General features: G+C 63.2%; 23 protein-coding genes and 1 riboswitch. Of the genes, 3 read left to right on the plus strand and 20 right to left on the minus strand.

The features are described 5' to 3' along the window. From BM194_RS16580 to BM194_RS16595, 4 genes are all read right to left on the minus strand, one after another. Positions 1 to 921, minus strand: coding sequence for a complex I subunit 1 family protein (locus BM194_RS16580; RefSeq protein WP_092849049.1), 921 nt, complete (start codon positions 919 to 921; stop codon positions 1 to 3). Then, positions 918 to 2,186: an NADH-quinone oxidoreductase subunit D-related protein gene (locus BM194_RS16585; RefSeq protein WP_092849051.1), complete on the minus strand. Its 1,269-nt coding sequence runs from the start codon at positions 2,184 to 2,186 to the stop codon at positions 918 to 920. Before BM194_RS16585 ends, BM194_RS16580 begins: the two co-directional genes overlap by 4 nt. Further along, positions 2,177 to 2,524: an NADH-quinone oxidoreductase subunit A gene (locus tag BM194_RS16590; protein ID WP_092849054.1), complete on the minus strand. Its 348-nt coding sequence runs from the start codon at positions 2,522 to 2,524 to the stop codon at positions 2,177 to 2,179. Before BM194_RS16590 ends, BM194_RS16585 begins: the two co-directional genes overlap by 10 nt. Positions 2,525 to 2,615: 91 nt before the next feature. Beyond that, entirely contained in the window at positions 2,616 to 2,948 is a 333-nt protein-coding gene (locus BM194_RS16595) for a four-helix bundle copper-binding protein (RefSeq protein WP_092849056.1), read from the minus strand. Between the two features lie 260 nt (positions 2,949 to 3,208). Between BM194_RS16595 and adhP the strand changes: the two genes are divergently transcribed. Beyond that, on the plus strand, positions 3,209 to 4,237 hold the full coding sequence (gene adhP / locus BM194_RS16600; protein WP_092849060.1) for an alcohol dehydrogenase AdhP: 1,029 nt from the start codon (positions 3,209 to 3,211) through the stop codon (positions 4,235 to 4,237). 21 nt (positions 4,238 to 4,258) lie between these two features. Here the strand turns inward: adhP and BM194_RS16605 are convergent, their stop codons facing one another. The 13 genes from BM194_RS16605 to metK form a co-directional block, all read right to left on the minus strand. Beyond that, on the minus strand, positions 4,259 to 5,596 hold the full coding sequence (locus BM194_RS16605; protein WP_244890994.1) for an ATP-binding protein: 1,338 nt from the start codon (positions 5,594 to 5,596) through the stop codon (positions 4,259 to 4,261). Next, positions 5,583 to 6,251, minus strand: coding sequence for a response regulator transcription factor (locus BM194_RS16610; RefSeq protein WP_092849065.1), 669 nt, complete (start codon positions 6,249 to 6,251; stop codon positions 5,583 to 5,585). Before BM194_RS16610 ends, BM194_RS16605 begins: the two co-directional genes overlap by 14 nt. An 18-nt stretch (positions 6,252 to 6,269) precedes the next feature. Beyond that, a complete protein-coding gene (locus BM194_RS16615; protein WP_092849068.1) occupies positions 6,270 to 7,028 on the minus strand; it encodes a c-type cytochrome in 759 nt (252 codons plus the stop codon). A 54-nt stretch (positions 7,029 to 7,082) separates the two neighbouring features. Then, on the minus strand, positions 7,083 to 7,844 hold the full coding sequence (locus BM194_RS16620) for a copper resistance protein B (RefSeq protein WP_092849070.1): 762 nt from the start codon (positions 7,842 to 7,844) through the stop codon (positions 7,083 to 7,085). A 12-nt stretch (positions 7,845 to 7,856) separates the two neighbouring features. Further along, a complete protein-coding gene (locus BM194_RS16625) occupies positions 7,857 to 9,734 on the minus strand; it encodes a copper resistance system multicopper oxidase (protein ID WP_092849073.1) in 1,878 nt (625 codons plus the stop codon). Between the two features lie 69 nt (positions 9,735 to 9,803). Further along, positions 9,804 to 11,303, minus strand: a complete 1,500-nt coding sequence (locus tag BM194_RS16630; RefSeq protein ID WP_177223447.1) for a phospholipase D family protein — start codon at positions 11,301 to 11,303, stop codon at positions 9,804 to 9,806. Positions 11,304 to 11,388: 85 nt separating this feature from the next. Then, positions 11,389 to 12,645 carry a cation:proton antiporter gene (locus BM194_RS16635; protein ID WP_092849078.1) on the minus strand — a complete coding sequence of 419 codons (1,257 nt, stop codon included), beginning with the start codon at positions 12,643 to 12,645 and terminating at the stop codon, positions 11,389 to 11,391. Between the two features lie 144 nt (positions 12,646 to 12,789). After that, positions 12,790 to 13,212 (minus strand): hypothetical protein, encoded by a 423-nt coding sequence (locus BM194_RS16640; RefSeq protein WP_143097615.1) that lies wholly within the window; start codon positions 13,210 to 13,212, stop codon positions 12,790 to 12,792. Positions 13,213 to 13,360: 148 nt separating this feature from the next. Next, the gene (gene ahcY / locus BM194_RS16645) at positions 13,361 to 14,773 is read right to left on the minus strand and encodes an adenosylhomocysteinase (protein ID WP_092849082.1); all 1,413 of its coding nucleotides are present in this window, start codon (positions 14,771 to 14,773) and stop codon (positions 13,361 to 13,363) included. A gap of 17 nt (positions 14,774 to 14,790) precedes the next feature. Further along, positions 14,791 to 14,873, minus strand: a riboswitch (S-adenosyl-L-homocysteine riboswitch). 166 nt (positions 14,874 to 15,039) lie between these two features. Then, positions 15,040 to 15,483 carry a hypothetical protein gene (locus BM194_RS16650; protein WP_092849085.1) on the minus strand — a complete coding sequence of 148 codons (444 nt, stop codon included), beginning with the start codon at positions 15,481 to 15,483 and terminating at the stop codon, positions 15,040 to 15,042. A 185-nt stretch (positions 15,484 to 15,668) separates the two neighbouring features. Beyond that, positions 15,669 to 15,998 carry a hypothetical protein gene (locus BM194_RS16655; RefSeq protein ID WP_092849088.1) on the minus strand — a complete coding sequence of 110 codons (330 nt, stop codon included), beginning with the start codon at positions 15,996 to 15,998 and terminating at the stop codon, positions 15,669 to 15,671. Between the two features lie 152 nt (positions 15,999 to 16,150). After that, a complete protein-coding gene (locus BM194_RS20700; RefSeq protein ID WP_177223448.1) occupies positions 16,151 to 16,288 on the minus strand; it encodes a hypothetical protein in 138 nt (45 codons plus the stop codon). A gap of 170 nt (positions 16,289 to 16,458) precedes the next feature. After that, positions 16,459 to 17,679 (minus strand): methionine adenosyltransferase, encoded by a 1,221-nt coding sequence (metK, locus tag BM194_RS16660; protein WP_092849091.1) that lies wholly within the window; start codon positions 17,677 to 17,679, stop codon positions 16,459 to 16,461. 422 nt (positions 17,680 to 18,101) lie between these two features. On the opposite strand from metK, the gene tkt reads away from it, so the two are divergent. Then, positions 18,102 to 20,096: a transketolase gene (gene tkt, locus BM194_RS16665; RefSeq protein ID WP_092849093.1), complete on the plus strand. Its 1,995-nt coding sequence runs from the start codon at positions 18,102 to 18,104 to the stop codon at positions 20,094 to 20,096. Positions 20,097 to 20,301: 205 nt separating this feature from the next. Continuing rightward, on the plus strand, positions 20,302 to 20,637 hold the full coding sequence (locus BM194_RS16670; protein ID WP_092849094.1) for a hypothetical protein: 336 nt from the start codon (positions 20,302 to 20,304) through the stop codon (positions 20,635 to 20,637). 61 nt (positions 20,638 to 20,698) lie between these two features. Here the strand turns inward: BM194_RS16670 and ubiM are convergent, their stop codons facing one another. The 3 genes from ubiM to glnG all read right to left on the minus strand — a co-directional run bounded on the left by ubiM (position 20,699) and on the right by glnG (position 24,762). After that, positions 20,699 to 21,889 carry a 5-demethoxyubiquinol-8 5-hydroxylase UbiM gene (ubiM, locus tag BM194_RS16675; RefSeq protein WP_244890995.1) on the minus strand — a complete coding sequence of 397 codons (1,191 nt, stop codon included), beginning with the start codon at positions 21,887 to 21,889 and terminating at the stop codon, positions 20,699 to 20,701. A gap of 161 nt (positions 21,890 to 22,050) precedes the next feature. After that, positions 22,051 to 23,103, minus strand: coding sequence for a class I fructose-bisphosphate aldolase (locus tag BM194_RS16680; RefSeq protein WP_092849096.1), 1,053 nt, complete (start codon positions 23,101 to 23,103; stop codon positions 22,051 to 22,053). A 249-nt stretch (positions 23,104 to 23,352) separates the two neighbouring features. Further along, positions 23,353 to 24,762, minus strand: coding sequence for a nitrogen regulation protein NR(I) (gene glnG, locus BM194_RS16685; protein WP_092849099.1), 1,410 nt, complete (start codon positions 24,760 to 24,762; stop codon positions 23,353 to 23,355). Positions 24,763 to 24,783: the final 21 nt, after the last annotated feature.

A 24,783-nucleotide genomic window follows, 5' to 3' on the forward strand; every position in this document is an offset into this window, starting at 1 on the left:
TCATGCCCACAGGGCCAGCACGCCAGCCCATATCAGATCGACGAACGACAGCGGCAGCAGCACCACCCACATCAGCGTGACGCAGCGCTCCGGCGCCACTCGGGGCAGCCGGTGCCCCAGCCACAGCAGCAGCGCCAGCACGGCCAAGGTCTTGAGCAGCACCCAGACCGGCCCGGGCAACCAAGGGCCCAGCCAGCCGCCGAGAAAGGCGGTGGCGGCAATCGCGCTGAACGCCACCAGCATGACCGCGCGGGCAAGCTCCCAGGCCAGCCGCGACGGGCCCGACACCTCGGCGGACGTGCCCCCGGCCAGGTCCGTCGAATCGGCCAGGTTGAGTGGCCCCCAGAAGGTCAGGCCCAGGCCGACGACCAGAAACAGCGGCAGGCCCAGCGGCTGGCGGATCACGTTCCACAGCGACTCCTGCGCCGTCACGACCTGGGTCCACTGCAGCGACTCGGCCGGCAGGGCCACGCCGATCAGCACGAACATGCTGATCAGGATGTAGGATAGGCCCAGTGCCACGTAGCGGTAGGCGCCGATCAACGGCAGCACGGCATTGGCCGACCAGCCCTGCAGGAAGATGACCACCGTGGCCAGCGCCTCGACGCTGCCCCACAGCACCACGCTGGTGACCAAGTCAGTGGCAATCAGTGTCGGCGACCAAGGCACCACTGCCAGGCCGACCGCCGCCAGCGCCAGGTAAAGCGCCGGAGACAGTCGCCAAGCCTGCCAGTCGGGCGCTTCGGTGGCATTGGCCTGCTGTGTCAACAACCAGGCGGCCCGTGACAGGGGCCCCAGCCAGACGTCTCCGGCCATTGCGCCAGTGGGCGTGGCAACGAGCCGATCCAGCACGGCGACCACGTACGGCCCCAGCACCAGCACGACTGTCACCATGAGCAGTGAGGCAAGGGATTCGATCATGCGCTTGCCTCCCTTGGCGCATCAGCGACTGCGCGGAGATCCAGGCTGGCAATCAGCGTCATCGCTTCATCCCACTCCAGGCCGGGCAGTACCTCGTCGAGCAGGGCGCTGCCATCCGCGGGCCGTTCATCGGCCCACGGGCCACGTGGCGTCTCGACTGCGCCGGTGTTGGCAGTGTGCAGGTTGTCGCGCTCGGCCTGGCGGGCCAGTTGCAAGGACTGTTTGATCTCCCCCAGCCACTGCTCCCAGCGGGCGCGTGTCGTACCGGCAGTGCGATATTGCGGCCGGAAGCCCAGCGACTGATAGCTGGCGTCGTTGGTTCGCAAGTCCACCTCCAGCCCCGCAGCCCGCGCCGCCGGCCCGCCGAGATGCGATGCCAGCTCGCCATCGAGCTGAACACCGTCCATCGCAGCCAAGCGAAAGATGCCGCTGCGCATCAGCTGGCGACGCAGCCCGTCCAGCCGTGAAGATGACGTGAGTCGCTGGGACAGGCTCACTGCCTGATGGGCGACATGCTCGAGTCCGGCCAGGTGCAGCGCCCGATAGAGCTGCACCAGATGGTGCCGTGCGCGGGCCAACTCGAGGTCGGCAATCGACACCGGATGCTGCCGCGCGGCATGGAAGATCGGATCGAGCCGCTGTGGCAACGCCGCGTGCCGGGTCTCCCACGATTGGATGACATCGCCCTGCAGGGTGACTTCTGCGCATAGCCCGGCGGGCAGCAGCGGAAAAAACGGGCCAAGCCGAAAGGTCAGCGAGTCCAGCGTCAGGCCGTCGCGCAGATCGTTCTGCATGTTCATGGCCATGGGCCGGCCATAGGGATTGCCGCCCATCATGCCCTCGCCACCATGACCATCGTCACCTAATCCCTTCCAGGGATTGGGCGGCTCGTCCGGCAGCAGGCGCGGGGCGCTCTCGCGCTGACCCAGCATCAGTTCACGGTGGGTGCGCACCAATGTCTCGATCAGTTGGTCATCTCGCGCGATCTGGACCGGCGCGCCCAGTGCCACGATGGGCGCGCCACGCAACCACACGGCGGCAAACGGGGCAGGCAACTGGTCATGCAGCCGTCGCAGGCCGTCACGTAGCGCAGCCGGAATCTCGCCGATCACCAGCAGCACGCTGGCATGGCGTGGCGAGTCGACCAGTTCGACCTGCGACGACAGCGCAAGCCTCGCCAACAGGGCATCGTCGTGCCATCCCCAGACGGGAAACACCGGCACACGCGAGCGCGCCGCCAACTGCCGTAGCCAGCTCACTGCCATCGGAACACCCCTTCACGCCAGGCGTAGACGATGCCCACCGACAGGATGGCTAGGAACATGCCCATCTCCATCACCGCCATCATGCCCTTCTCGACGAAAACCACCGCCCACGGATACATGAACATCATCTCCATCTCGAAAGCGATGAGCAGCAGCGTCATGGGGTAGTAGCGAATGTGGTAGCGGTTCCAGGCATGCGTATCGGGCGTGCCGCCGCCCAGAAACGGGGCACGCTGGGAATAGGGTGGAATAGGCTGATGGCGCTGGGGCAGCCACTGGATCAGCAATCCAGCGCCCAGGGCCAGTGACAGGATGATGACGAGGGTCAGCAGCTCCATTGCGCCTCTCGTTGGCCAGGTCCGTCGAATTCGCGTTTCACGTCACGACACGGACCGGCAGCGACGTATTGCTGCCAGTCCTGTTCACCATTCATGCGTTGGCAATCGCCTCGCATTCCTCGGCGCTGCGCTTGCAGGCCTCGGCGCACTGCTGACAATGCGCCATCTCGTGCTGGCGGCACTCGGCCTCGCACTTGCGGCAGAGTTCGGCACACAGCCGGCAGACTTCCTTCACATAGTCGCTGTTCTGAGCCATGAACGACGCGGCAAGGCGGCAGATCTGGGCGCATTGCATATCAAGCCGCACGCACTCGGCCATCATCTTGACGTCGTCTTCCTGAAGGCAGGACACCGCACAGTAATCGCAGTAGGTCGCGCATTCGTTGCAGGCATCGATACAAGACTTGAACTTCTCGAGATCCATCTCGCCTTCCTCCTTCCTTCGTCCTGGGTCATCGGTAATTGCGAGCCACCAGCCACCGGAGCGCGGCAGGCCGCCCTATCAAGGTGTAGTCACGATAGTTGGGCGAGGCAAGCTATGTCCGGGACCCAGGTTGGGTGCCTGCCGAGTTGCCAATATCCTTGATGCGGATCAATGCCCGCTTTTGCGTAACCGATAAGCTCAGGAGCCAACGCAGGATATCGGCAATCGGTAGTGTGAGCTGGCAGCTCGGGAGTCAAGCAATGGACAAGACGATGAAAGCGGCTGTGGTGCGTGCCTTCAAGGAGCCATTGGCCATCGAGGAGGTGACGGTACCACGGCCCGGCCCGGGCGAGGTGCTGGTCAAGATTGCCGCCTCCGGGGTCTGTCATACCGACCTGCACGCGGCGCATGGCGACTGGCCGGTGAAGCCGCAACCGCCCTTCATCCCCGGTCATGAAGGTGTCGGCCATGTGGTGGCGCTGGGCGCCGGTGTCACGCACGTCAAGGAAGGCGACCGGGTCGGCATTCCCTGGCTGTACTCCGCATGTGGCCATTGCGAACACTGTCTGGGCGGCTGGGAAACCCTGTGCGAATCGCAGCAGAATACCGGCTACTCGGTCAATGGCGGCTTCGCCGAATACACCCTGGCCAAGGCCGATTATGTCGGCCGCCTGCCGGACAATGTCGGTTTCATCGACATCGCGCCGGTGCTGTGCGCCGGCGTCACCGTCTACAAGGGCCTGAAGGTGACGGACACCCGCCCCGGCCAATGGGTGGTAATTTCCGGCATCGGCGGGCTGGGCCACATGGCCGTGCAGTATGCCAAGGCCATGGGCCTGAACGTGGCGGCAGTGGACATTGACGACAGCAAGCTGGCCCTGGCCAGGCAACTCGGTGCGAGCCTGACCGTCAACGCACGGCAGACCGATCCGGCAGCCTATATCAAGGAAGCCATCGGCGGGGCGCACGGCGTACTGGTGACCGCCGTCTCGCCCAAGGCGTTCGAGCAGTCACTGGGCATGGTGCGTCGTGGCGGCACCGTGTCGCTCAACGGCCTGCCGCCCGGCGATTTCCCGTTACCGATCTTCGACATGGTACTCAACGGCATCACGGTACGCGGCTCCATCGTCGGCACCCGGCTGGACCTGCAGGAGGCCCTGGACTTCGCCGGTGAAGGCAAGGTCAAGGCCACCGTATCGAGCGAGCCGCTGGAAAACATCAACAGTATTTTCGAACGCCTGCATCAGGGCCAGATCGAGGGGCGTGTCGTACTCGACATGGCAGGCTAGCCGGGGCGCCTGGCCTGCCGGTCAGGCGCTCGCTGCATTTCCGATTAGCCGGGGCAGATGAATGCGTACCTTCAGCCCACCCTCTGGGGCTCGCGAGAACGTCACATTGCCGTGATACTGCTCGACGAGCTGCAGAAGAATGGCCAGACCCAGGCCATGACCAGGCGTGCTTTCATCCAGGCGGCGCCCGCGCTGGCCAAGCAGAACCAGGGCGTGTTCGTCCACGCCTGGCCCATCGTCGCTGACCTCGACCAGTAACCCCTCCTCATCCGAGAGCCGGCAGGTCACCTGACTGCCGGCCCATTTGCCGGCATTGTCGAGCACAATCCCCAGCATCTCGTTCAGGTCCTGACGCTCCACCGCTACCTGGGTATCCTCGGCCAGCGCCGATGCCAGGGTGAACCGTTTCTCGGGATACAGCGTCTGGACCAGATCGCAGAGGGTCTTCGCAGCAGGCAGGACCTCCGAACACTGGCCTCCCAGTGGCCCAGCGAAACGCGCCCGCCTCAGCTCCGAGGCAAGCTGTCCCTGCATGGTTTCCAGGCGTTCCAGCATGCGTTGACGACGCTGGTCGTCGATCGGTCGGCGACCGCGCAGGACCTGCGTGACAGCCGCCAATGGTGTCTGCAGGGTATGCGACAGGTTGGCTGCGCCTTCGCGGGAGCGCTGCAGGCGCCGCTGCATCTCCTCGAGAAAGTGGTTGAGCTGGGTCAGCAGGCCATCCAGTTCGGAGGGGGCATCGAGGTCGAGCCGCTCGCGTTGCCCTGCCTGAAGCTCCGCCAGTTGCCGACGCAGGCGCGCCAGTGGCCGCAGGCTACGATTGACCGCTAGCAGGTTCATTAGAATCAGCAACAGCAGCACGAGGCCGGCTATCCCTCCTACCCACCAGTGCAGGGCATGCAGCCCGGCCTCGACCTGGGCAAAGTCCTCACCGATCAGCAACACACCGGGGCGTCCCTCTAACATCAGCGCTTGCCGATAAACCAGCAAATGCCGCCCCTGCGAATGCACCTCGAAGACGCCGGGCTCCGATGTCTCGAGAAAAGGCTCGAGGGTTGTCAGCCAGTTGGGGCTGGAAGCGAACACTTCATCGCCGATCCGTAGGACATACAGGTGGTGAAAGACATTGGCAGTCAGTTCGCCCGGCTCGAGCCATTGCCCGGATGGGCCACCGGATTGCTGTAGCCTGTCGATGGTGTAATGCGCCTCCTGGCGCAGCCGGTCACCCAGGAAGTCACGGGCCAGGCTGCCCAGCAGGACACCGTGCAGCAGCCAGGTCACGCCGACACCGACCAGCGCTACCAGGCCCAGGCGTGTCAGCAACCGTACCCGCAGGCTGCGCGAATCAATGCGAAGCAAAGAGGTATCCTTGTCCTCGACGTGTCTGGATACGCGCCTTGCCGACCAAACGGCGCAACCTGCCGACGTATACCTCGACCAGGTTGGGCGCCGCCGCATCCTGGTCGAGGGTGTAGAGCTGCTCGAGCAACTGGGCCTTGGACAATACCCGGTCGGGATGATGCATCAGATAGCGCAGCAGGCAGAATTCCGTCGCCGTCAGCACTTGCCAGTCGCCCTCGCTACCACGCCTGACCTGATGGGTCTGCTCGTCGAGTACGACATCGGCAACGCTCAGCATGGCTGTCGGGCTACCGGTGCCACGCCGAAGCAGGGCATGCAGCCGAGCCAGCAGCTCGGCCTCATGGTAGGGCTTGGTCAGGTAATCGTCCGCGCCCCGGCGCAGACCGACGACCTTGTCTTCCCAACTGTCCCGCGCCGTGAGGACAAGAATCGGCAGGCGATACCCCGCCTGGCGCCAGTGTTGCAGCAGATCGAGCCCCGAGCCATCGGGCAGCCCCAGATCGAGTACCGCCAGCGCATAGGCTTCGCTGCCGATCAGGGCATCGGCGTCAATGGCCCGGCCCGCCACATCGACCCGGTAGCCCTCGTCTTCCAGCGCTTCGGCGAGGCTTTCCGCCAGCAGGTCATCGTCTTCCACGAGTAACAGGCGCATAGGCACCCCACGTCATGCTCAGTGCGTATGCCCATCGGCATAATGATCGTCTTCCTGCGCTGACGCCACCGTTGACTGCGCGCTCGGCGATGACGACTCCGGGGCAGACGATGCCGAGGCCGCCTTTGCCTCGCCATTGTCGTCATGATGGCCCGGCTGGGCAGTATCGCCATGCGCTTCCTCGCCTTGGGCATGATGCCCCTGGGAGGAGTCCTGCATCATGGCACTCATGTCACCGTGGTTGTGATCGTGCCCATCGTCCTGGGGCGCATTGCCATCCTGGGTCTCCATGAGCGCAAAATACTGCGACTCGGAGAGCTCGGGCAGCCGCTGCAAGAAGGCTACCATTTCCCAGAGTTCCTGATCGGCGTGTGTTTCCCCCCAGGCGGGCATGCCCGACATCTTGATGCCGTGCTTGACGATCCAGAACTGCTCGGCGGGCGCCCAGTGCCCACCCTCGGCCAGAACCGGCGGCTGGGGGTTGAGCCCTTGGCGAAGCACCGTACTTTCCAGCCCAGGACGCAAATGACAGCTCACGCACATCTGCTGATAGGCGCGGGCTCCCTGGGTCACCATCCGCTCGTCATCGAGGTCGGGCACATCGATACCCTCGGCATGTTCCTCGACGGAGTTGTGCATGGTCTTGTGGAAGGTCCATTCCACCCAAGCCGTGTGGGCATCACTGGCTGCCACGTTATAGGCTCCGCTATAGATATAAGCGATGCCACCCAGCGCCAACAGCAGCAGCGCCAGTACCGCTCCCAATAGAATCCTCATTCAAGCCTCCGTCATTGTGTCCTTTGTCAGGCTCAGGCTGCCATGTCGCTAAACCTAGAACCACAGGCGAATCCCGGCGACGACACCACTCCCTTCGACCTCACCAAACTCGTCGCGGGTAAAATCTGCGGTCTGGCCGTACTGCTTCTCCCAGTACCCACCGACATAAGGAGCGATCTTGGGCGTAATCTGGTAGCGCAAGCGCAGCCCCAGGCGGGTGGAGTTCAGCCCCTCGCCGACCCCGAACTCCTCGACATCGCTGCCTGCCAGCTCGATTTCGGCACGAGGCTGCAGGATGACACGCTGAGTGACCCGCAGGTCGTATTCGCCTTCCAGCGAGGCGGAGACATCACCATCCTCACTGACCCGCAAGGAAGTATCGACCTCGATGCCGTAGGGCAGCGTGCCCATCAGCCCGACGACCGCGAAGCCACGCTCGGGATGATCACCGCTACCCAGGCCTCCTTGATAACCCAGGCCGCCCTGCAACTCCCAGAAGTCCGCGATCAAATGACTGTAGAGCAGGTCCAGCGACTCGAACTCGGCATCTTCGCCGTCGCCCTGGGTATTCTCGCCCTCGCCCTTGAGGTAGACCCGCTGGCGATCCCCGCCGTACCAGCCCTGGAAATCCCACACCAGGGCCTCTTCATTGTCATCGCTCCAGGCGTACTCGAAGCGATCGACGAGCAATGTCCCGAAGTGATGCTCCTGCATGGCCACTCCCCACCCCGGCGGAATGTCCTCGACCTGGGCCAGGGCCGCCGAGGCCAGGGAAAGTGCGCCGATGCCGGCGACTGCGCGTGCACAAACATTCATCGTAGTATTCCCTCAAGCGACCTTGACGACCCGGAACATGCCGGCATCCATGTGATAAAGCAGATGGCAGTGGAACGCCCAATGCCCCGGAGCATCGGCGGTGACGAGCGCGGAGACCCGTTCGCCCGGCTTGACGTTCAAGGTATGCTTGCGTGGAATCAGCTCGCCGGCGCCGTTCTCCAGTTCCATCCACATGCCATGCAGGTGAATGGGATGCTCCATCATGGTCGTGTTGACGAAAATCAGGCGCAGGCGCTCGCCATGCGCGAAATGGATGGGGCCATCGACCTCGCTAAACTTCTTGCCGTCGAACGACCACATGTAGCGTTCCATGTTGCCGGTCAGGTGCAGTTCTAGCTCTCGCCCCGGCGGGCGTCGGTCCGGCCAGGGTGTGCGTGCCTTGAGGTCGCCGTAGACCAGAACGCGGCGCTCTGCCGGGTCGATGCCGATACCCGCCTGATCATAGCGGGACTCCGGCTGCGCGACCCCAGCGGCCAACAGCCCACTGCCATGCGCAGCCGAGGCAGTCTGGTCCGCAGGCGTATGGTTCATCTCTGCCATCGGCGCATGGGCCGTGCCATGCGCGCCATGATCCATGCCAGCCATTGACGAATGATCCGTCCCAGCCATCGACGAATGATCCGTCCCAGCCATCGACGAATGGTCCATCCCGGCCATCGACGAATGGTCCATCGCTGCTTTCGCTGAATGATCGCTGCTGCCGGTACTCATCGACGCGTGATCCATACCGCCGCCATGGGCTGCCATGGCTTCCATGCCTCTGTCAGCGATTCGGCGGCGCTCGGGAATCGGTGCCACCATGCCCAGGCGCGGCGCCAGCGTGGCACGCACATACCCGCTACGATCCATGGCTTCGGCAAAGATGGTGTAGGCCCGGTCCGCCTCGGGCTCGACGACGACGTCATAGGTCTCGGCCACGGCGATCCGGAATTCATCAACGGGTACCAGCTGTACCGGCTGCCCGTCGGCAGCAACGACTGTCATCTTCACACCGGGAATGCGTACGTCGAAGTAGCTCATCGCCGAGCCGTTGATGACCCGCAGTCGGAGCTTCTCACCCGGCCGGAACAGTGCCGTCCAGTTGTCCTGCGCAGTATGGCCGTTGACGAGATAGGTGTAGGTGCTGCCAGTGACGTCGGCGATATCGCGGGAACTCATGCGCATCTGCTGCCACATGCTGCGCTGCTTCCAGGTCTCCGCCAGGCCGTGCTTGGCGACATCGTCGAAGAAGTCGACGAGGGTGCGCTCCTGGCGGTTGTAGTAGCCTTCGGCGACCTTGAGGTGGCGGAACACGTCGCGCGGATCCTCGAAAGTCCAGTCGGTCAGCAGCAGGACATGCTCGCGATCGTAATGGAACGGCTCGGGTTCGGCCGGCTCGATGAGCATCGGCCCGGCATGGCCCAGTTGCTCCTGCAACCCCGAGTGGCTGTGATACCAGTAGGTCCCATTCTGGTTGACGGGAAAGCGGGCCGTGAAAACCTCGCCAGGCGCAATGCCTGCATAGCTCAGCCCGGGCACGCCATCCATGTTCGATGGCAAAATGATCCCATGCCAGTGAACGGACGTTTTTTCATCAAGCAGGTTGGTGATCTTTAACGAGGCGTCCTGGCCTTCTCGCAAGCGAATCAGCGGCCCCGGGCTGGTGCCGTTGAGTGTGATCGGATAGGCCGTCTTGCCGGCGATCTGCCGGGCCTCGCGACGCACCGCCAAGGATACCTGCGGGCCGTCCTCGAGCCCCTGGGGATAAACGTTGGCCAGGCCGGCAGGGGCCGCCCAGGTCGGACGCACACCCAAGGCAGCGGTGGACAGCCCCAGCAGGGAGGCGGCTTGAAGAAGCTGTCGCCGGGACAGCAGGGGAGCAGAGGGCATGGCAACATCCTGCGCAGTCAAAGACATGCCGGATTCTGCGTCAATAACCTGAAAGCATGCTGAAAATGACTAAAGCAAGTGCTCGATCGGCAGCAGGCGAAGGGCCTTGGCCTTCAGGTGTCGCCACAGCCCGCCAGGCTCCTGGTTCGTGGTGATCCACTCTCCGTCGCGGCGGGTTTCCCAGCGCAGGCTGCTGTCCTCCTCCAAGGTGACCTGGTAGCTGCGGGTCGGGCTCATGCCCTGCCGGGCCAGGTCCCAGAGCTGCTGCCCAAGCTCACGACTATCGATAAGCAGACCCAGCTCACTGTTCCACCACAGCGAGCGCGGGTCGGCATTGAGCGAGCCGATGAACACACGGTCCTGGTCGAAGGCCACGGCCTTGGTGTGCAGACTCGAGATCTCGCCCACTGCCCGCTCGGGGGCAGCGGCAGGATTGCCTCGCAGTTCGTGGAGCCGGGCACCCTGCTTGAGCATGGCTGGCCGCCACGGGGCGTAGGCACCATGCAGCGACGGCACATCGGTGGCTTCCAGCGAATTGGTCAGCACGGTCAATCTCACGCCTCGCTGCGCCAGATGCTTCAGGTAGTCGATGCCCGCCTGAGTCGGAATCACGTAGGGGGAGATGATCAGCATCTCGTCGTCGAGACGACGAAAGGCGCCTTCGAGCTGATCCATCACAGTGAGCCCGAACGGCGGATAGCCGGTCACGGCCAACTTGTGCGGTGAATCCCACAAGGCGATGGCCGGCGCCCAGACCAGCGAATCGAGCAGCCGACGCCCCGATTCACCCACCATGCGCCGAAAGGCGGGCTGAGTCGACAACGCATTGCCCTGCGCGGCATCCTCGCCGAGCGCTACCAGCAGGTCGTGCCAGGCGTCATTCCGTGCAGAAGCGAATTGACGCAGCGGCACCGCCAACGGATGGTTCCAATAACTGTCGAAGCTGCCCGATAGGGTGGCGACGACCGGCCCGACTGCCATCACATCGAGATCGTTGAAGTTGAGCTCATCGTCGACCTCGAAATATTCGTCGCCCAGGTTGCGTCCGCCGGTGATGGCCACCGCGTTATCCGTCACCCACAGCTTATTGTGCATGCGCCGATGCTTGCGGTCGAAATTGGCCACCAGTGCCAGGTAATAGGTCAAACGAAAGCCACGCCCCGCCGTGACCGGGTTGAAGACACGCACTTCGATATTGGGATGGCTGTCGAACGCGGCCAGCATGGCCTGCTTGTTGCGACTGGTCAGGTCATCCAGCAACAGGCGTACGCGCACGCCCCGCTGGGCGGCCTGCAGCATCTGTCGCAGCAGGGCGCGTCCGGTACGGTCGCCCTCGAGGATGTAGGTCTGTACGTCCAGCGTCTTCTGCGCATGCGCGGCCAGCGAGGCACGCAGGGCGAAGGCCGTCGGCCCGTCAGATACCAGCGTCATGCCACTGACTGCGTCATGACGCTGCTCCGCCTGATGGGCCCAGGCCCCCAGATAGGTATGCTGGGCCGCGTCACGTGTCAGGGCCTGCGAAGGGGAGCTGACGACGTCCATCGAGGTACAGCCGCCCAGCAGCACCATGCAGGCCAGACTCCAGCACCATCGACGCCCACGTATCAGAGGGCGATGATCCGGCATGGGAAAAGGGCAAGTCATTGTCGTTGTGTCATCGCTGCGCCGCCGACTGCGGAGACTGACCCAGTAACCAGACAACGACCCGCCCGATGGACAGGCCCTGCACCAGAATCGAAAACAGTACGATCAGATAGGTCACCGTAAGCAAGGTGTCACGCGTTTCCCCATCCGGCAGCGCCAGGGCCAGCGCTACAGAGATTCCGCCCCGCAGGCCGCCCCAGGTCAGGATGCGTGCCGAGCCGTGGCGAAAGCCCAACTGATCGCGCAACAGCATGACCGGTACACCGATGGTGGTGAAACGCACCGCCAGAATAACCACGATCAGGCCCGCGCAGGCCCATAGATGGGCAAGTTCGAAGGGGATCAGCAGCACTTCCAGGCCGATGAGCACGAACAGCAGTGTGTTGAGAATCTCGTCGATGAGTTCCCAGAAGGCATCGAGGTGCTCACGCGTCGTGTCGGACATGGCGCTCTGGCGGGCCTTGTTGCCTATCAGCAGCCCGGCGACGACCATCGCGATGGGGCCGGAAATATGCAGGTGCAGCGCCAGCGAGTAGCCGCCCAGCACCACCGCCAGCGAGATCAGCACCTCGATACGGTACTCGTCGATGCTGCGCATCAGCCAATAGGCCAGCGTACCTATCGCCAGGCCGAGCAGGATGCCGCCCCCGGCTTCCTGCAGGAACAGCTTGCCGGCATGCGTGAAGGTCAGGGCCTCGTCACCCATGGCCGCACCCAGCAACAGCGTGAACACCACGACGGCCACCCCGTCGTTGAACAGCGATTCACCGACGATACGCAGCTCGAGATCGGCCGGCGCATTGGCCTTGCGCAGGATGCCCAATACCGCGATGGGGTCGGTGGGCGAGATCAGGGCACCGAAGACCAGGCAATACATCCAGGGCACGGACAGGCCGAGCGCACCGAACAAGTAGTAGGCGGCGCTGCCGATGGCCAAGGTGGATATCACTACCCCTAGCGTGGCCAGAAAACCGATCGACCAGCGATAGCGCCGCAACCGGTCAAGGTCAATGTGCAGGGCACCCGCGAACAGCAGCAGCGAGAGCATGCCGTCCATCAGCAATTGATTGAAGTCGATGCGCGACAACAGGGCCTCGGCCTGATCCTCAATGGCCGTGAAGCCCAGCCATGCCAGACCGTGTAGCCCACCGGACAGTGCCAGGGCAATGGCCATCACGCCAATGGTGGTCGGCAGATGGATGTATTGATGATTGAACCAGGCGAAAATCGCCGTCAGCGATACGATAATCGCGATCAATTCCAGCATGAGCCTTCCTTTGCCATGGCTTACTTTGCCCTATCCCTATAGCCAGACGGAACCTGGCGGCTGTCTCATGACAGCCCCGGTGTTTCGTTGCGTTGATACGACAGACGCGCGTCGTAACGCTGTACCCGCTTACTGCGACGGGGGTTACTGTTCGCTGGCTGACTGCGAGTTGCTCGTCGAGCTGGCCTGGGAAACGCCGCTCTGGCCGCCCCCGGCGGGAGTGCCTGTCGACTGCCGCTCCGGGGTCTGCTGGCTGGGCTGCGAGGGTTGTGCAGAAGGATCGCTGACCGGCATCTGATCGTTGGGAGACAGGCCTTCGCCAGTACTCTCGTCGGGCTCGACCATGTCCGACCCGGTGATGCCGCTGGTTGTCCCGGTGGTACCCGTAGATACAGCAGCATCATTGCCGACTTCCTGCGCATCCACGGTACTTTCCACCGACGTGTCCGTGCCGGTTGTTTCATCGTCGCCGCACCCAACCAATAGCACTCCGCTCAATGCCAGCGTCGCCAACAGCAGTGTCTTGCCTCGCTCCATGATGCGCTCCTTGTCTCCTTGAATTGGCATGCCACATTCCCAGCGTAGCTTCCCGGCACGCGAACATCACACCGTCCAACGCTCGCTTACGCTAATTTAGCCATGGACTCATCATCAATATATACAAACAAGAACGCCGCCCGAAGGCGGCGTGCAGTGAAAGTCTAACCTGACACGTTCAGTAGCGGTACTCGTCCGGCTTGAAGGGGCCATCCACCGGCGTGCCGGTATACCTGGCCTGGTCCTCGGTCAAGCGCGTGACTACGCCACCGAAGCCCTCCACCATGTAGCGGGCCACCTCCTCGTCAAGTTGCTTGGGCAACACGGTGACACTCAGGCCGGTGGACTTCTCGTCGTCGGTGAGATCAGCAAACTTGCGCTCGAAAAGGTGGATCTGGGCAAGCACCTGGTTGGCGAACGAGCCATCCATGATCCGCGATGGGTGACCAGTGGCATTGCCCAGATTCACCAGGCGGCCCTCGGAAAGCAGGATCAGGTAATCGTCGCTGGTGGGATCGAAGTCATCGGGATCGCTGTCGCGATAGATCTTGTGGACCTGCGGCTTGACCTCTTCCCAGTGCCACTGGCGGCGCATGTAGGCCGTGTCGATCTCGCTGTCGAAATGGCCAATGTTGCACACCACGGCCCCCTTCTTGAGTGCCTTGAGCATCGGCGCGTCGCACGCGTTGATGTTGCCGGTACAGGTCACCACCAGGTCGATCCTGCCGAGCAGGTCGTGGTCGATGCTGTCGACGCCCCGGTTGATGCCGTCGACGTAGGGGGAGACGACTTCGTAGCCGTCCATGCAGGCCTGCATGGCACAGATCGGGTCGATCTCGCTGACCTTGACGATCATGCCTTCCTGGCGCAGCGAGGCAGCTGAGCCCTTGCCCACGTCGCCATAGCCGACCACCAGCGCCTGCTTGCCGGCCATCAGATGATCGAGGCCGCGCTTGATGGCGTCGTTGAGGCTGTGACGGCAGCCGTACTTGTTGTCGTTCTTGGACTTGGTAACCGCATCGTTGACGTTGATCGCCGGGACCTTGAGCGTGCTGTCGCGCAGCATCTCCTGCAGGCGATGCACGCCGGTGGTGGTCTCCTCGGAGATGCCATGGATGCTGGCCAGCAGTTCGGGGCGCTTGTCATGCAGCAGCGCGGTCAGGTCGCCGCCATCATCGAGCACCATGTTCGGCGTCCAGCCGTCGGGGCCCTCAACCGTCTGCTCGATGCACCACCAGAACTCTTCCTCAGTCTCGCCCTTCCAGGCGAATACCGGGATATCGGCGGCAGCGATGGCGGCGGCGGCATGGTCCTGGGTCGAGAAGATATTGCACGAGGACCAGCGCACCGAGGCGCCCAGCTCGATCAGGGTCTCGATCAGTACCGCAGTCTGGATGGTCATGTGGATGCAACCGGCAATACGGGCACCGGCAAGCGGCTGCTGATCACGATACTTTGCGCGGATCTTCATCAGCGCCGGCATTTCGGTCTCGGCAATGCGAATCTCGCGACGCCCCCAGTCGGCCAGACCGATATCGGCGACCTTGTAATCGTTCTGGGTGGCGGATTGGGCATTGGCCACTGCTGTCATCGTCTTACTCCATTCCAGGGGAATGGGCGCCGTTGCGATTGCGACCGTCTGCCCGAGCCTCGTACATGGCAAGCCATGCACTGCAGCGCCCCTCGGGCAGCAGCAACAGGGCGTCGACCGTGATGGCCGACAAAAAGAGTTCACTACAGAGAATCGCGTTTTTCAATCGACGCGGTTCGTTCACCGCGACTCGCTCACAAACACAAAAGGGGAAATGGCCAAGGCCACCTCCCCTTGTCTCGGCAGGTATGAAGCCGACGTCGAGATTACGAGCTACTATTCTCTTCGGTCATCTCGTCCGTGGCTTGCTCCAGTTCGTCACCCGCCTGCTCGGTTTCCTGAGCGATCTCGTCACCGGCTTCCTCGGTTCCCTCGACGACGGCATCGCCAGCCTGCTCGGTTTCCTGGGCAATCTCGTCACCCGCCTGCTCGGTATTCTCGACGATGGCATCGCCAGCCTGCTCGGTTTCCTGGGCAAGCTCGTCACCCGCCTGCTCCGTTGCCTCGGCAGCGTCGCCCATGGCTTCCTCGGTCTGGTTAACGGCGGCATCGCCGGCCTGTTCCAGATCGTCGCCTGCCTGCTCGAGCTCTTGACTCACATCGCCAGACGTTTGTTCGGTATCGATCGCTTCCTCGTCATCCCCGCAGCCGGCCAGCAAGGCCCCAGAGAGAATCAATGTGGCGAACAATGTAAGTTTGCGCTTTTCCATGCGGACTCCTCCTATCCATGTCTTGGTGTGTCTACCAGTTTACCCAGCGTAGCGGGATGGTGACTTTCGTAACAATAGCATGTATCCGATGGTCGTAAACGCCGCACCTGCGAAAGCGGAACAGTTGTGTCCCCTTAACTAGTCATGGCGCCTTCATCAAAGGCGCGTCATCATCGTGCTGGCGTTTACTGGCTGGACTGCTGATTCTGCGTGGCGTTCATCGTGTCATCGCTGGCCGGCTCGGGCATGTTGTCATTACCCGTTCCGGTGTTGATGTTGGTGCCGCTTTCGATATCCGGCGGGTTAGGCGCATCCTTGTTGTGCTCGTTGTCGGCGGCGGGGTTCTCGGGCATCGCCGTGTCGTTGCCATCCAGCGTCTGTACATCCGCCTCGGAGGCAGTCTCCGGCTGAACCTGGGTGGACTCTTCCGGTGCCGGCTCATCCTCGCCACAACCGGCCAGAAGCGCCCCCGACAACGTCAGCGTAGCGAACAGCAGTGTCTTGCGTGTTTCCATGACTTACTTCCTCCTTTCCATTGGGTGAGCAAGTCCCCTACGCATTGTTTTTCATGTGCCTTGGCCCAAATCAGGGTAGTTTACTGACAGCCTGAACGCAGCCCCTTGTCCGGTGTTATGCCTATTGCAGGGTCCGCTGCCGCTCGGCCGACTTACCCCTCTTCCACGCTGGTGCCGGGCTCCCTGTCCATGGTCTCTTCCCCGGGCGGGGCGTCATCGTCGCCACACCCGCCCAACAGCCCCACCAATACCAGCAGTACTGCACTCAGAATCGTCTTGCGCTTCAGCATGTTTCCTCCTCACCGCCGTCGTCTTGAGTCGCTTCGGCAAGTCCTGATTGCCTGCCTACCCAGCGTAGTTTGCCCACGTGATGGACGCAGCCCGGTTACGCGAGAACCCACCAAAACGACGATACCCCGCACAAGGCGGGGTATCGCTGGCACTGAGCCCGGCGGTGCGTCTACAGGCCGGCTGCGGCACGCAGGGCCTCGGCCCTGTCGACCTTTTCCCATGGGAAGGCCAGGAAGGTCTCGGTATGTTGCTCACCGCTGACATCGGTCCAGGTATAGCTATGCTCGAACGGCTCACGCCCGAAGTGACCGTAGGCCGCCGTCAACTGATACATGGGGTGCTGCAGGTCGAGCATGTTGGTGATCGCGTAGGGGCGCAGGTCGAAGTGCTCGCGGACCAGCTCGACGATCTTGTCGTCATCGATCCGGCCGGTGCCGAAGGTATTGACCGATACCGAGGTCGGCTCGGCGACACCGATGGCATAGGACACCTGGATCTCGCACCGGTCGGCCAGGCCTGCAGCAACGACATTCTTGGCCACGTAGCGCCCGGCATAGGCAGCGCTGCGATCGACCTTGGAGGGGTCCTTGCCGGAGAACGCCCCGCCACCGTGGCGCGCCATGCCGCCATAGGTGTCGACGATGATCTTGCGCCCGGTCAGGCCGCAGTCGCCTACCGGCCCGCCGATCACGAACTTGCCGGTCGGGTTGATGTGGTAGCGGGTGCGATCGGTCAGCCACTCGGCCGGCAGCACCTGCTCGATGATCTCGCGCTTGACCATCTTGCGCAGGTCATCCTGATCGATCTCTGGATCGTGCTGGGTCGACAGCACCACCGCCTCGACCGCCACGGGCTTGCCGTCCTCGCCATAGCGGAAGGTCACCTGGCTCTTGGCGTCGGGCCGCAACCACGGCAGCATGCCCTTCTTGCGCAGCTCGGCCTGGCGCTCGACCAGGCGATGCGAATAGTGGATCGGCGCCGGCATGTACGACTCGGTCTCATTGGTCGCGTAGCCGAACATCAGCCCCTGGTCCCCGGCCCCCTGATCTTCCGGCTTGCTGCGGTCCACACCCTGGGCAATGTCCACGCTCTGCTTGCCAATCAGGTTGAGCACGCCGCAGGTTTCGCCATCGAAGCCGACTTCCGAGGAGTCGTAGCCGATATCCAGGATCACCTTGCGCACCAGTTCCTCCAGATCGACCCAGGCGCTGGTGGTGATCTCGCCGGCAACGATCGCCACACCGGTCTTGACCATCGTCTCGCAGGCCACGCGTGCCTGCTTGTCGCGAGCGATGATGGCATCGAGTACCGCGTCGGAAATCTGATCGGCGATCTTGTCCGGATGTCCTTCGGAGACGGATTCGGAAGTGAACAGGGAGTATTCGCTCATGCGTCCTTGACCCTCTTGGCGTTTACCCGTCTTGGGCGGGATAAGTGAAACGAAAGGGGGAAAACCGGCGCCGCAGGCCAGTGGCAGGCAGGGGCGAGGCACGACCGGCGTAGAAAAGACGCTGGCCCGGGGGCAGAAGTCTACACGCAAGCCCCATCAGTGCCTAGCGAAGCGAGATAGGTTCTCAACGCGGCACGCTCCCTGTCACCGCCATTCGATGCCGCCGCGGGCGTTTCCTCCTCGCAACGATAGAAGATAACGCAACGCTTCGCCCGCCTCGTCATTTGATGGATGCCGGTAACTCGGCGACAATAAGCGCCCTGACCCGGCGCCCGCACCCTTCGGGCGCATTTATAGTCGAACGGGCAGTGCCAGACCCATGGCGCTGCCATTGCTGATTGCCGTAGGCGAGGAGCTATACGATGCCGTCCCGTTTCGAGCTGGCGAACGCCATCCGCGCGCTGTCCATGGATGCCGTGCAGAAGGCCAAATCCGGTCACCCCGGTGCCCCCATGGGCATGGCCGATATCGCCGAGGTGGTATGGAACGACTACCTCAAGCACAACCCGGCCAACCCGCACTGGGCCGACCGCGACCGTTTCGTGCTGTCCAACGGCCACGGTTCCATGCTGCTCTACTCGCTGCTCCACCTGACCGGCTACGAGCTGACTCTGGAAGACCTGCAGCACTTCCGCCAGTTGCACTCCAAGACGCCGGGCCACCCGGAGCTGGGCTACACACCGGGCGTGGAAACCACCACTGGCCCGCTGGGTCAGGGCCTGGCCAACGCCGTGGGCATGGCCATCGCCGAGCGCACCCTGGCAGCCCAGTTCAACCAGCCGGGTCACGAGATTATCGACCACAACACCTATGTGTTCCTGGGCGATGGCTGCATGATGGAAGGTATCTCCCATGAGGCCTGCTCGCTGGCAGGTACGCAGGGCCTGGGCAAACTGACCGCTTTCTACGACGATAACGGCATTTCCATCGACGGCGAGGTCGAAGGCTGGTTCACCGACGACACCGCCAAGCGTTTCGAGGCCTACGGCTGGCATGTGGTGCCCAACGTCGACGGCCACAACCCGGACGAGATCAAGGCTGCCATCGAGCTGGCGCGCAACCACGACGACCGCCCCAGCCTGATCATCTGCAAGACCATCATCGGCTTCGGCGCGCCCAACAAGCAGGGCAGCGAGGAGAGCCACGGCGCCCCGCTGGGCGACGAGGAAGTCGCTGCCGCCCGCCAGCAGCTGGGCTGGGCCCACGCGCCCTTCCACGTGCCCGAGGAGATCTACCAGGGCTGGGATGCCACCGCGCGCGGCAAGAAGGTCGAGGACGACTGGAACGCCCGCTTCGAGCGCTACCAGGAAGCCCACCCGGAACTCGCGCGGGAACTCAAGCGGCGCCTCAAGGGCGAACTGCCCGCCACACTGAAGACCGAGAAGCTGATCGAGGAAGCTCAGGAGCGCGGCGAGACCCTGGCCACCCGCAAGGCATCGCTGACCTGCCTGAACGAATTCGGTCCGCAACTGCCCGAGCTGTTCGGTGGTAGTGCCGACCTTGCGCCGTCCAACCTGACCTTCTGGAAGGACGCTCGCGCCATCAATCGTGACCATACCGCCGGCAACTACCTGCACTATGGGGTGCGCGAGTTCGGCATGGGCGCGATCATGAACGGTATCAGTGCACACGGTGGGTTCATTCCCTACGGGGCGACCTTCCTGACGTTCATGGAGTACATGCACAACGCGGTGCGCCTGGCGGCGTTCATGCATCGTCAGGCGATCTACGTGTTCACCCACGACTCCATCGGTCTCGGCGAGGATGGCCCGACCCACCAGCCGATCGAGCAGATGGGCGCGCTGCGTTCCACGCCCAATCTGTCGACCTGGCGTCCGGCCGATGCCGTCGAGACAGCGGCTGCCTGGCATTCCGCCCTGCATCGTCGTGGCGCCCCCACGGCGCTGGTCCTGTCGCGCCAGAACCTGCCCCACCAGCAGCGCGACAAGCATCAGCTGGCCGATATCCAGCGCGGCGGCTATGTGCTCAAGGACAGCGATGAGCCGGCCGAGGTGATCCTGATCGCCACCGGCTCCGAAGTCGCCCTGGCCATGGATGCTGCCGATGCGCTGGAAGCCAAGGGCAAGGCGGTGCGCGTGGTGTCGATGCCCTCTACCGATACCTTCGAGGCCCAGCCGCAAAGCTACCGTGACAGCGTGCTGCCGCCGAGCCAGCGCAAGCGTGTGGCCATCGAGGCCAGCCACTACGCCTACTGGTACAAGTACGTGGGTCTCGACGGACGCGTCATTGCCATGGATCGCTTCGGCGAGTCGGCCCCGGCGGCGGACCTGTTCAAGTACTTCGGTTTCACCGTGGATAACGTGGTCGAACAGGTCGAGCAGTTGCTCGCCGAGTAATTCCGGTACGTCTGAATCCAGTCTTTCAGGCCCTCAATGGCACGGCGCATGTCGTGCCATTTTTATTTGCCCGTTCCAGACGGTCTTCCCGAGCCAGTGTAAAGCGCGTCGACTTGATGTGGCTCAACGCCTGGTGCTTGACCCATGTGCAGGACAAAGCCGGTATGTTTCGAGGTATCGATGGCTGTGAATCGGAAGACCTGTCATGAGCAAGAAGCATCGTCCCGGCGTGAAAGAGGCCCACCTTGTGGTCAGGAAGCTACGTCTCTCTCCTGGCGATGAAACCTGCCGCCGTCAGGCCCTGGAGGAAATCGACGCCCTGCTGGGCATGGACGAAGTCCGCTATGACGTGCAACGAAGTATGCTACGGCTTGCCTACGATGCTTCACGTCTAGGCATCGAGTGCATCGAAGCCGTTCTACACGAGCACGGCCTGTCGCTGAGCCGTGACTGGTGGAATCGCGTCAAGCTGGAGCATTATCGTTTCGTCGACCAGAACACCAAGGACAATGCCGTGAAGGAGCCCTGGAGCTGCCATTAAGCCTCAGGCCCATGCAGGCTACTGCGAAACCGGCTTTATTGTGTAATGGAACGTCGTCGACTCAGTGCGCATCCCGCAGCAGGTAGTGCTCCAGCCCCCAGCGCAGCGGGCCCACCTGCCTGGCCAGCCCCAGTGCAGCCTGGCGTACGAAACGCGCCGGTGGGCGTTGATCGCCGTACAAAGACACGACGGCCTGCGACGCCAGCCACAAGGGTCGGGTAGCGCGCAGATGGGTGCGCTCGTAGGCGGATAAAAGGGTGGATGAGCCAATATCCTGGCCCCGGCGATGCGCCAGGGAAATCTCACGCACCAACCGGTGCACGCTGGCGAGTCCGACGTTGAAGCCATGCGCAGTGGCAGGATGCAGGCCGATCGCGGCATCGCCGATCAGGGCGAGACGCTCCGCGGCCAGACGCTGCGCATAACCGACCCACAACGGATAGCCATGCAGCTCACCGACACGCTGCATGTCGCCCAGACAATGTCGGTAGAAGCCACTGACTGCTGCCGAGAAGGCATCGTCATCAAGCACCTCCAGCCGCTCGGCCTCCGCCGGTGTCAGTGTCATCACCACCGAAGACGATTGATCGTTCAGGGGTAACAGGGCCAGTGCTCGTTCATAACCGAACCACGACCAGGTCATCTCGCCATGCGGGCGCTCGTGGGCCATGCGACACACCAGCACTTTACGCCCCGTGTCCTCGAGGTGTGCAGGGAGCCCTGCCATGCGGCGCGTGGCGGATAGACGCCCATCAGCCGCCACGACCAGCCGCGCACTGAGCCGACTGCCGTCATCAAGGCGCAGGGTGCGCGCCCCGGACGTTGTCTCTAGCGCACTCACTCCTTTGCCAGTGATCAGCGTGATGCGCGAATCGGCCAAGGCGGCTTCGAAGGCAGCCCGCCGGATCACCCGATTGGGAACGAGCTGGCCGATGGTTTGTGACGCCGCGCGTTCCGATCCGGCCAGGGTCATGCCCTGCGGGGCCTCGCCATTGTAGAGCCGCGCCTCGCGGATCGGTGCCACGCTCTGGGTATCGATGCGCTGCCAGATACCGGCCCAGGCGAGTTGGCGGCGTGAGGTATGGGTTAGGGCGATTTCACGGCCATCGTCTCCCGGAGCCGCCAGGGCATGGTACGGGGCGCGATCGACCACGCTCACCGACAGGCCCAGCGCCGCCAGCTCCACCGCCAGGCAAAGTCCCGCCGGGCCGGCCCCAACGATCGCCACGTCCGCTATCGTGTGTTCCGGCATGCCATGTTCTCCTTGCACCGCTCGTCGTCAGTCACCGTGGGTCTGGCCGCTCATGATACGCCCAGCCCCTCGTGGCGACCACGACCGGTGACGATCGACCGCGCTTACAACAAAAACGGCCCGGCAAGGCCGGGCCGTTGGGACCTGATCGGTATCATCCATCAGGCGATGGTGATGTCCTTCGACAGGTAGACGTCCTGAATGGCGTTGAGTAGTTCGACGCCCTCCTTCATCGGCTTCTGGAAGGCTTTGCGACCGGAAATCAGACCCATGCCGCCGGCACGCTTGTTGATCACTGCCGTGCGCACGGCTTCACCGAGGTCCGAGTGTCCCTTGGAGCCGCCGCCCGAGTTGATCAGGCCGGCACGGCCCATGAAGCAGTTGGCCACCTGATAGCGGGCCAGGTCGATGGGGTGGTCCGAGGTCAGCTCGTCGTAGACCTTGTCGTGGGTATGCCCGAAGCCGATCGTGCGATAGCCCTGGTTGGTCTCGGCCAGCTTCTGCTTGACGATATCGGCCTTGATGGTTGCCGCCATGTGAATGGCCTGGCCGGTCAAGTCGGAGGACACATGATAGTCGGTGCCATCTTTCTTGAACTCGGGATTGCGCAGGTACGACCACAGCACCGTGACCATGCCCAGCTCATGGGCACGCTCGAAGGCCTCGCTGACCTCCTGGATCTGGCGGCGGCAGTCGGGCGAGCCGTAATAGATGGTGGCGCCGACAGCAACGCAGCCCATATCGTGCGCCTGCTCCACCTGGGCGAACATCGTCTGGTCGTAGATTGCCGGATACGTCAGTGTCTCGTTGTGGTTGAGCTTGAGCATCATCGGAATCTTGTGAGCATAGCGCCGCGCCACGGACGACAGCACGCCCAAGGTCGAGGCCACGCAATTGCAGCCGCCCTCGATGGCCAGTTCGACGATATTCTTGGGATCGAAATACAGCGGGTTGGGTGCAAACGAGGCACCGGCCGAGTGCTCGATCCCCTGATCCACCGGCAAGATCCCGAGGTAACCGGTGCCGGCCAGCCGACCGTGATTGAACAGGGTCTGCATGTTGCGCAGTACATGCGGGCTACGGTCATTGTCGATCAGCACCCGATCGACGTAGTCAGGGCCGGGCAGGTACAGGTCTTCCTTCCTGAAGCCGCTACACGTGTGATTCAGTAGGTTGTCGGCCTCGTCCCCCAGAAGCTTGGCAAAATCGGTCATCGTCCTGGTCTCCTCCCTTTGAATGAACATTGCTTCCCGCAACGACCGGCATCGTATGCCGTCCTTCATCTTGAAGGTAAACGGCGCCGCGCTCAACTTTACGCTCCATGACATACCGCCGCGACACCCGTGTGCCGCAGCCAGGGATCGTCAGGCATAAATTTCTCGATGCGAGGCGCCTATTGAGCGTAGCGGATAAACCCCGATGAATGGAGTGTCCACGACACTAAACCCGACGATTTCGCGAGATCAATCCTCCGCCAACGCGGGCAACAATACCTTGACCTTGCGTGTCAGCGTGTTGCGCCCCCAACCCAGCAACTCGGCCGCCTCGCCCTTGCGGCCCCCGGTATGCTTGAGCGCCGTCTCGATGAGAATGCGCTCGAAGTCGGGGACCGCCTCCTCCAGCAAGTGTGTATGTCCGGCAGCCAGCGCCCGGTCGGCCCACTCGCGGAAGGCGCTACGCCAATCGCCACTGGCCGCCTCGGTGCCCTCGACGTCGCGCAATTCCGGCGGCAGGTCATCGACCAGCACTTCACGCCCCGAAGCCATCACCGTCAGCCAGCGGCAAGTATTTTCCAACTGGCGAACGTTGCCCGGCCACGGCAGGCGAGTCAGATGTTCCTCGGCATCCTTGGTCAGCACCTTGGTCTCGGTGGCAAGTTCCTTGGCTGCCTCCGCCAGGAAGTGCTGGGCCAGGCGTGGTATATCCTCACGCCGCTCCGCCAGGCGCGGCAGGTGAACCCGGATCACATTGAGGCGGTGAAACAGATCCTCGCGGAAACGCCCTTCCCCGACCAGCCGCTCGAGGTTCTGGTGGGTGGCGGCGATGATTCGCACATCAACCCTGACCGGCGTGTGCCCACCGACACGGTAGAATTCACCGTCGGCCAGCACACGCAGTAACCGGGTCTGGGTATCGGGTGGCATGTCACCGATCTCGTCGAGGAACAGCGTACCGCCATCGGCCTGCTCGAAACGGCCGCGACGTTGTGCGGTTGCTCCGGTGAACGCGCCCTTCTCGTGACCGAACAGCTCGGATTCCATCAGGTCCTTGGGGATCGCCGCCATGTTCAGGGCGATGAACGGATTCGCGCGACGCGGGCTGTGCTGATGCAGCGCCTGAGCCACCCGCTCCTTGCCGGTGCCCGACTCACCATTGATCAGCACGGTGATATGCGATTGCGACAACCGGCCGATAGCCCGAAAGACCTCTTGCATGGCCGGCGCCTCGCCGATGATCTCGGCGGACAACCCTTCCGGCACCGCCGCCGGCGCGCGGCGTTCGCGAGCATGCGCTACCGCGCGTCGCACGAGCGCCAGGGCGTCATCCACGTCGAAGGGCTTGGGCAGGTACTCGAAGGCCCCGCCCTGATAGGAAGCCACTGCGCTGTCCAGGTCGGAATGCGCGGTCATCACGATGACCGGCATGTCCGGATTGCTCTCGCGAATCCGGGCCAGCAACTCGAGGCCATCTAGCCCCGGCATGCGGATATCGGTGAGCAGCACATCGGGAGGATGGCGCAGGATGTCGTCGAGCGCGGTATCGGCACGGTCGAAGCTTTGTACCTCGAGATCCGGCTGTGCCAAGGCGCGCTCGAGTACCCAGCGAATGGCTCGGTCGTCGTCGACGATCACGATGCGGGCGGTGTCGGTCATAGGGCCTCCAGCGGACGAGCG

This window comes from Modicisalibacter xianhensis (assembly GCF_900113605.1).
Lineage (GTDB): Bacteria > Pseudomonadota > Gammaproteobacteria > Pseudomonadales > Halomonadaceae > Modicisalibacter > Modicisalibacter xianhensis.

Excerpts from the sequence above, each read along its gene's own strand:
- BM194_RS16580 (WP_092849049.1), bottom strand. The coding sequence starts at position 921 with ATGATCGAATCCCTTGCCTCACTGCTCATGGTGACAGTCGTGCTGGTG.
- BM194_RS16585 (WP_092849051.1), bottom strand. The coding sequence starts at position 2,186 with ATGGCAGTGAGCTGGCTACGGCAGTTGGCGGCGCGCTCGCGTGTGCCG.
- BM194_RS16590 (WP_092849054.1), bottom strand. The coding sequence starts at position 2,524 with ATGGAGCTGCTGACCCTCGTCATCATCCTGTCACTGGCCCTGGGCGCT.
- BM194_RS16595 (WP_092849056.1), bottom strand. The coding sequence starts at position 2,948 with ATGGATCTCGAGAAGTTCAAGTCTTGTATCGATGCCTGCAACGAATGC.
- adhP (WP_092849060.1), top strand. The coding sequence starts at position 3,209 with ATGGACAAGACGATGAAAGCGGCTGTGGTGCGTGCCTTCAAGGAGCCA.
- BM194_RS16610 (WP_092849065.1), bottom strand. The coding sequence starts at position 6,251 with ATGCGCCTGTTACTCGTGGAAGACGATGACCTGCTGGCGGAAAGCCTC.
- BM194_RS16615 (WP_092849068.1), bottom strand. The coding sequence starts at position 7,028 with ATGAGGATTCTATTGGGAGCGGTACTGGCGCTGCTGCTGTTGGCGCTG.
- BM194_RS16620 (WP_092849070.1), bottom strand. The coding sequence starts at position 7,844 with ATGAATGTTTGTGCACGCGCAGTCGCCGGCATCGGCGCACTTTCCCTG.
- BM194_RS16625 (WP_092849073.1), bottom strand. The coding sequence starts at position 9,734 with ATGCCCTCTGCTCCCCTGCTGTCCCGGCGACAGCTTCTTCAAGCCGCC.
- BM194_RS16630 (WP_177223447.1), bottom strand. The coding sequence starts at position 11,303 with ATGGTGCTGCTGGGCGGCTGTACCTCGATGGACGTCGTCAGCTCCCCT.
- BM194_RS16635 (WP_092849078.1), bottom strand. The coding sequence starts at position 12,645 with ATGCTGGAATTGATCGCGATTATCGTATCGCTGACGGCGATTTTCGCC.
- BM194_RS16640 (WP_143097615.1), bottom strand. The coding sequence starts at position 13,212 with ATGCCAATTCAAGGAGACAAGGAGCGCATCATGGAGCGAGGCAAGACA.
- ahcY (WP_092849082.1), bottom strand. The coding sequence starts at position 14,773 with ATGACAGCAGTGGCCAATGCCCAATCCGCCACCCAGAACGATTACAAG.
- BM194_RS16650 (WP_092849085.1), bottom strand. The coding sequence starts at position 15,483 with ATGGAAAAGCGCAAACTTACATTGTTCGCCACATTGATTCTCTCTGGG.
- BM194_RS16655 (WP_092849088.1), bottom strand. The coding sequence starts at position 15,998 with ATGGAAACACGCAAGACACTGCTGTTCGCTACGCTGACGTTGTCGGGG.
- BM194_RS20700 (WP_177223448.1), bottom strand. The coding sequence starts at position 16,288 with ATGCTGAAGCGCAAGACGATTCTGAGTGCAGTACTGCTGGTATTGGTG.
- metK (WP_092849091.1), bottom strand. The coding sequence starts at position 17,679 with ATGAGCGAATACTCCCTGTTCACTTCCGAATCCGTCTCCGAAGGACAT.
- tkt (WP_092849093.1), top strand. The coding sequence starts at position 18,102 with ATGCCGTCCCGTTTCGAGCTGGCGAACGCCATCCGCGCGCTGTCCATG.
- BM194_RS16670 (WP_092849094.1), top strand. The coding sequence starts at position 20,302 with ATGAGCAAGAAGCATCGTCCCGGCGTGAAAGAGGCCCACCTTGTGGTC.
- ubiM (WP_244890995.1), bottom strand. The coding sequence starts at position 21,889 with ATGCCGGAACACACGATAGCGGACGTGGCGATCGTTGGGGCCGGCCCG.
- BM194_RS16680 (WP_092849096.1), bottom strand. The coding sequence starts at position 23,103 with ATGACCGATTTTGCCAAGCTTCTGGGGGACGAGGCCGACAACCTACTG.
- glnG (WP_092849099.1), bottom strand. The coding sequence starts at position 24,762 with ATGACCGACACCGCCCGCATCGTGATCGTCGACGACGACCGAGCCATT.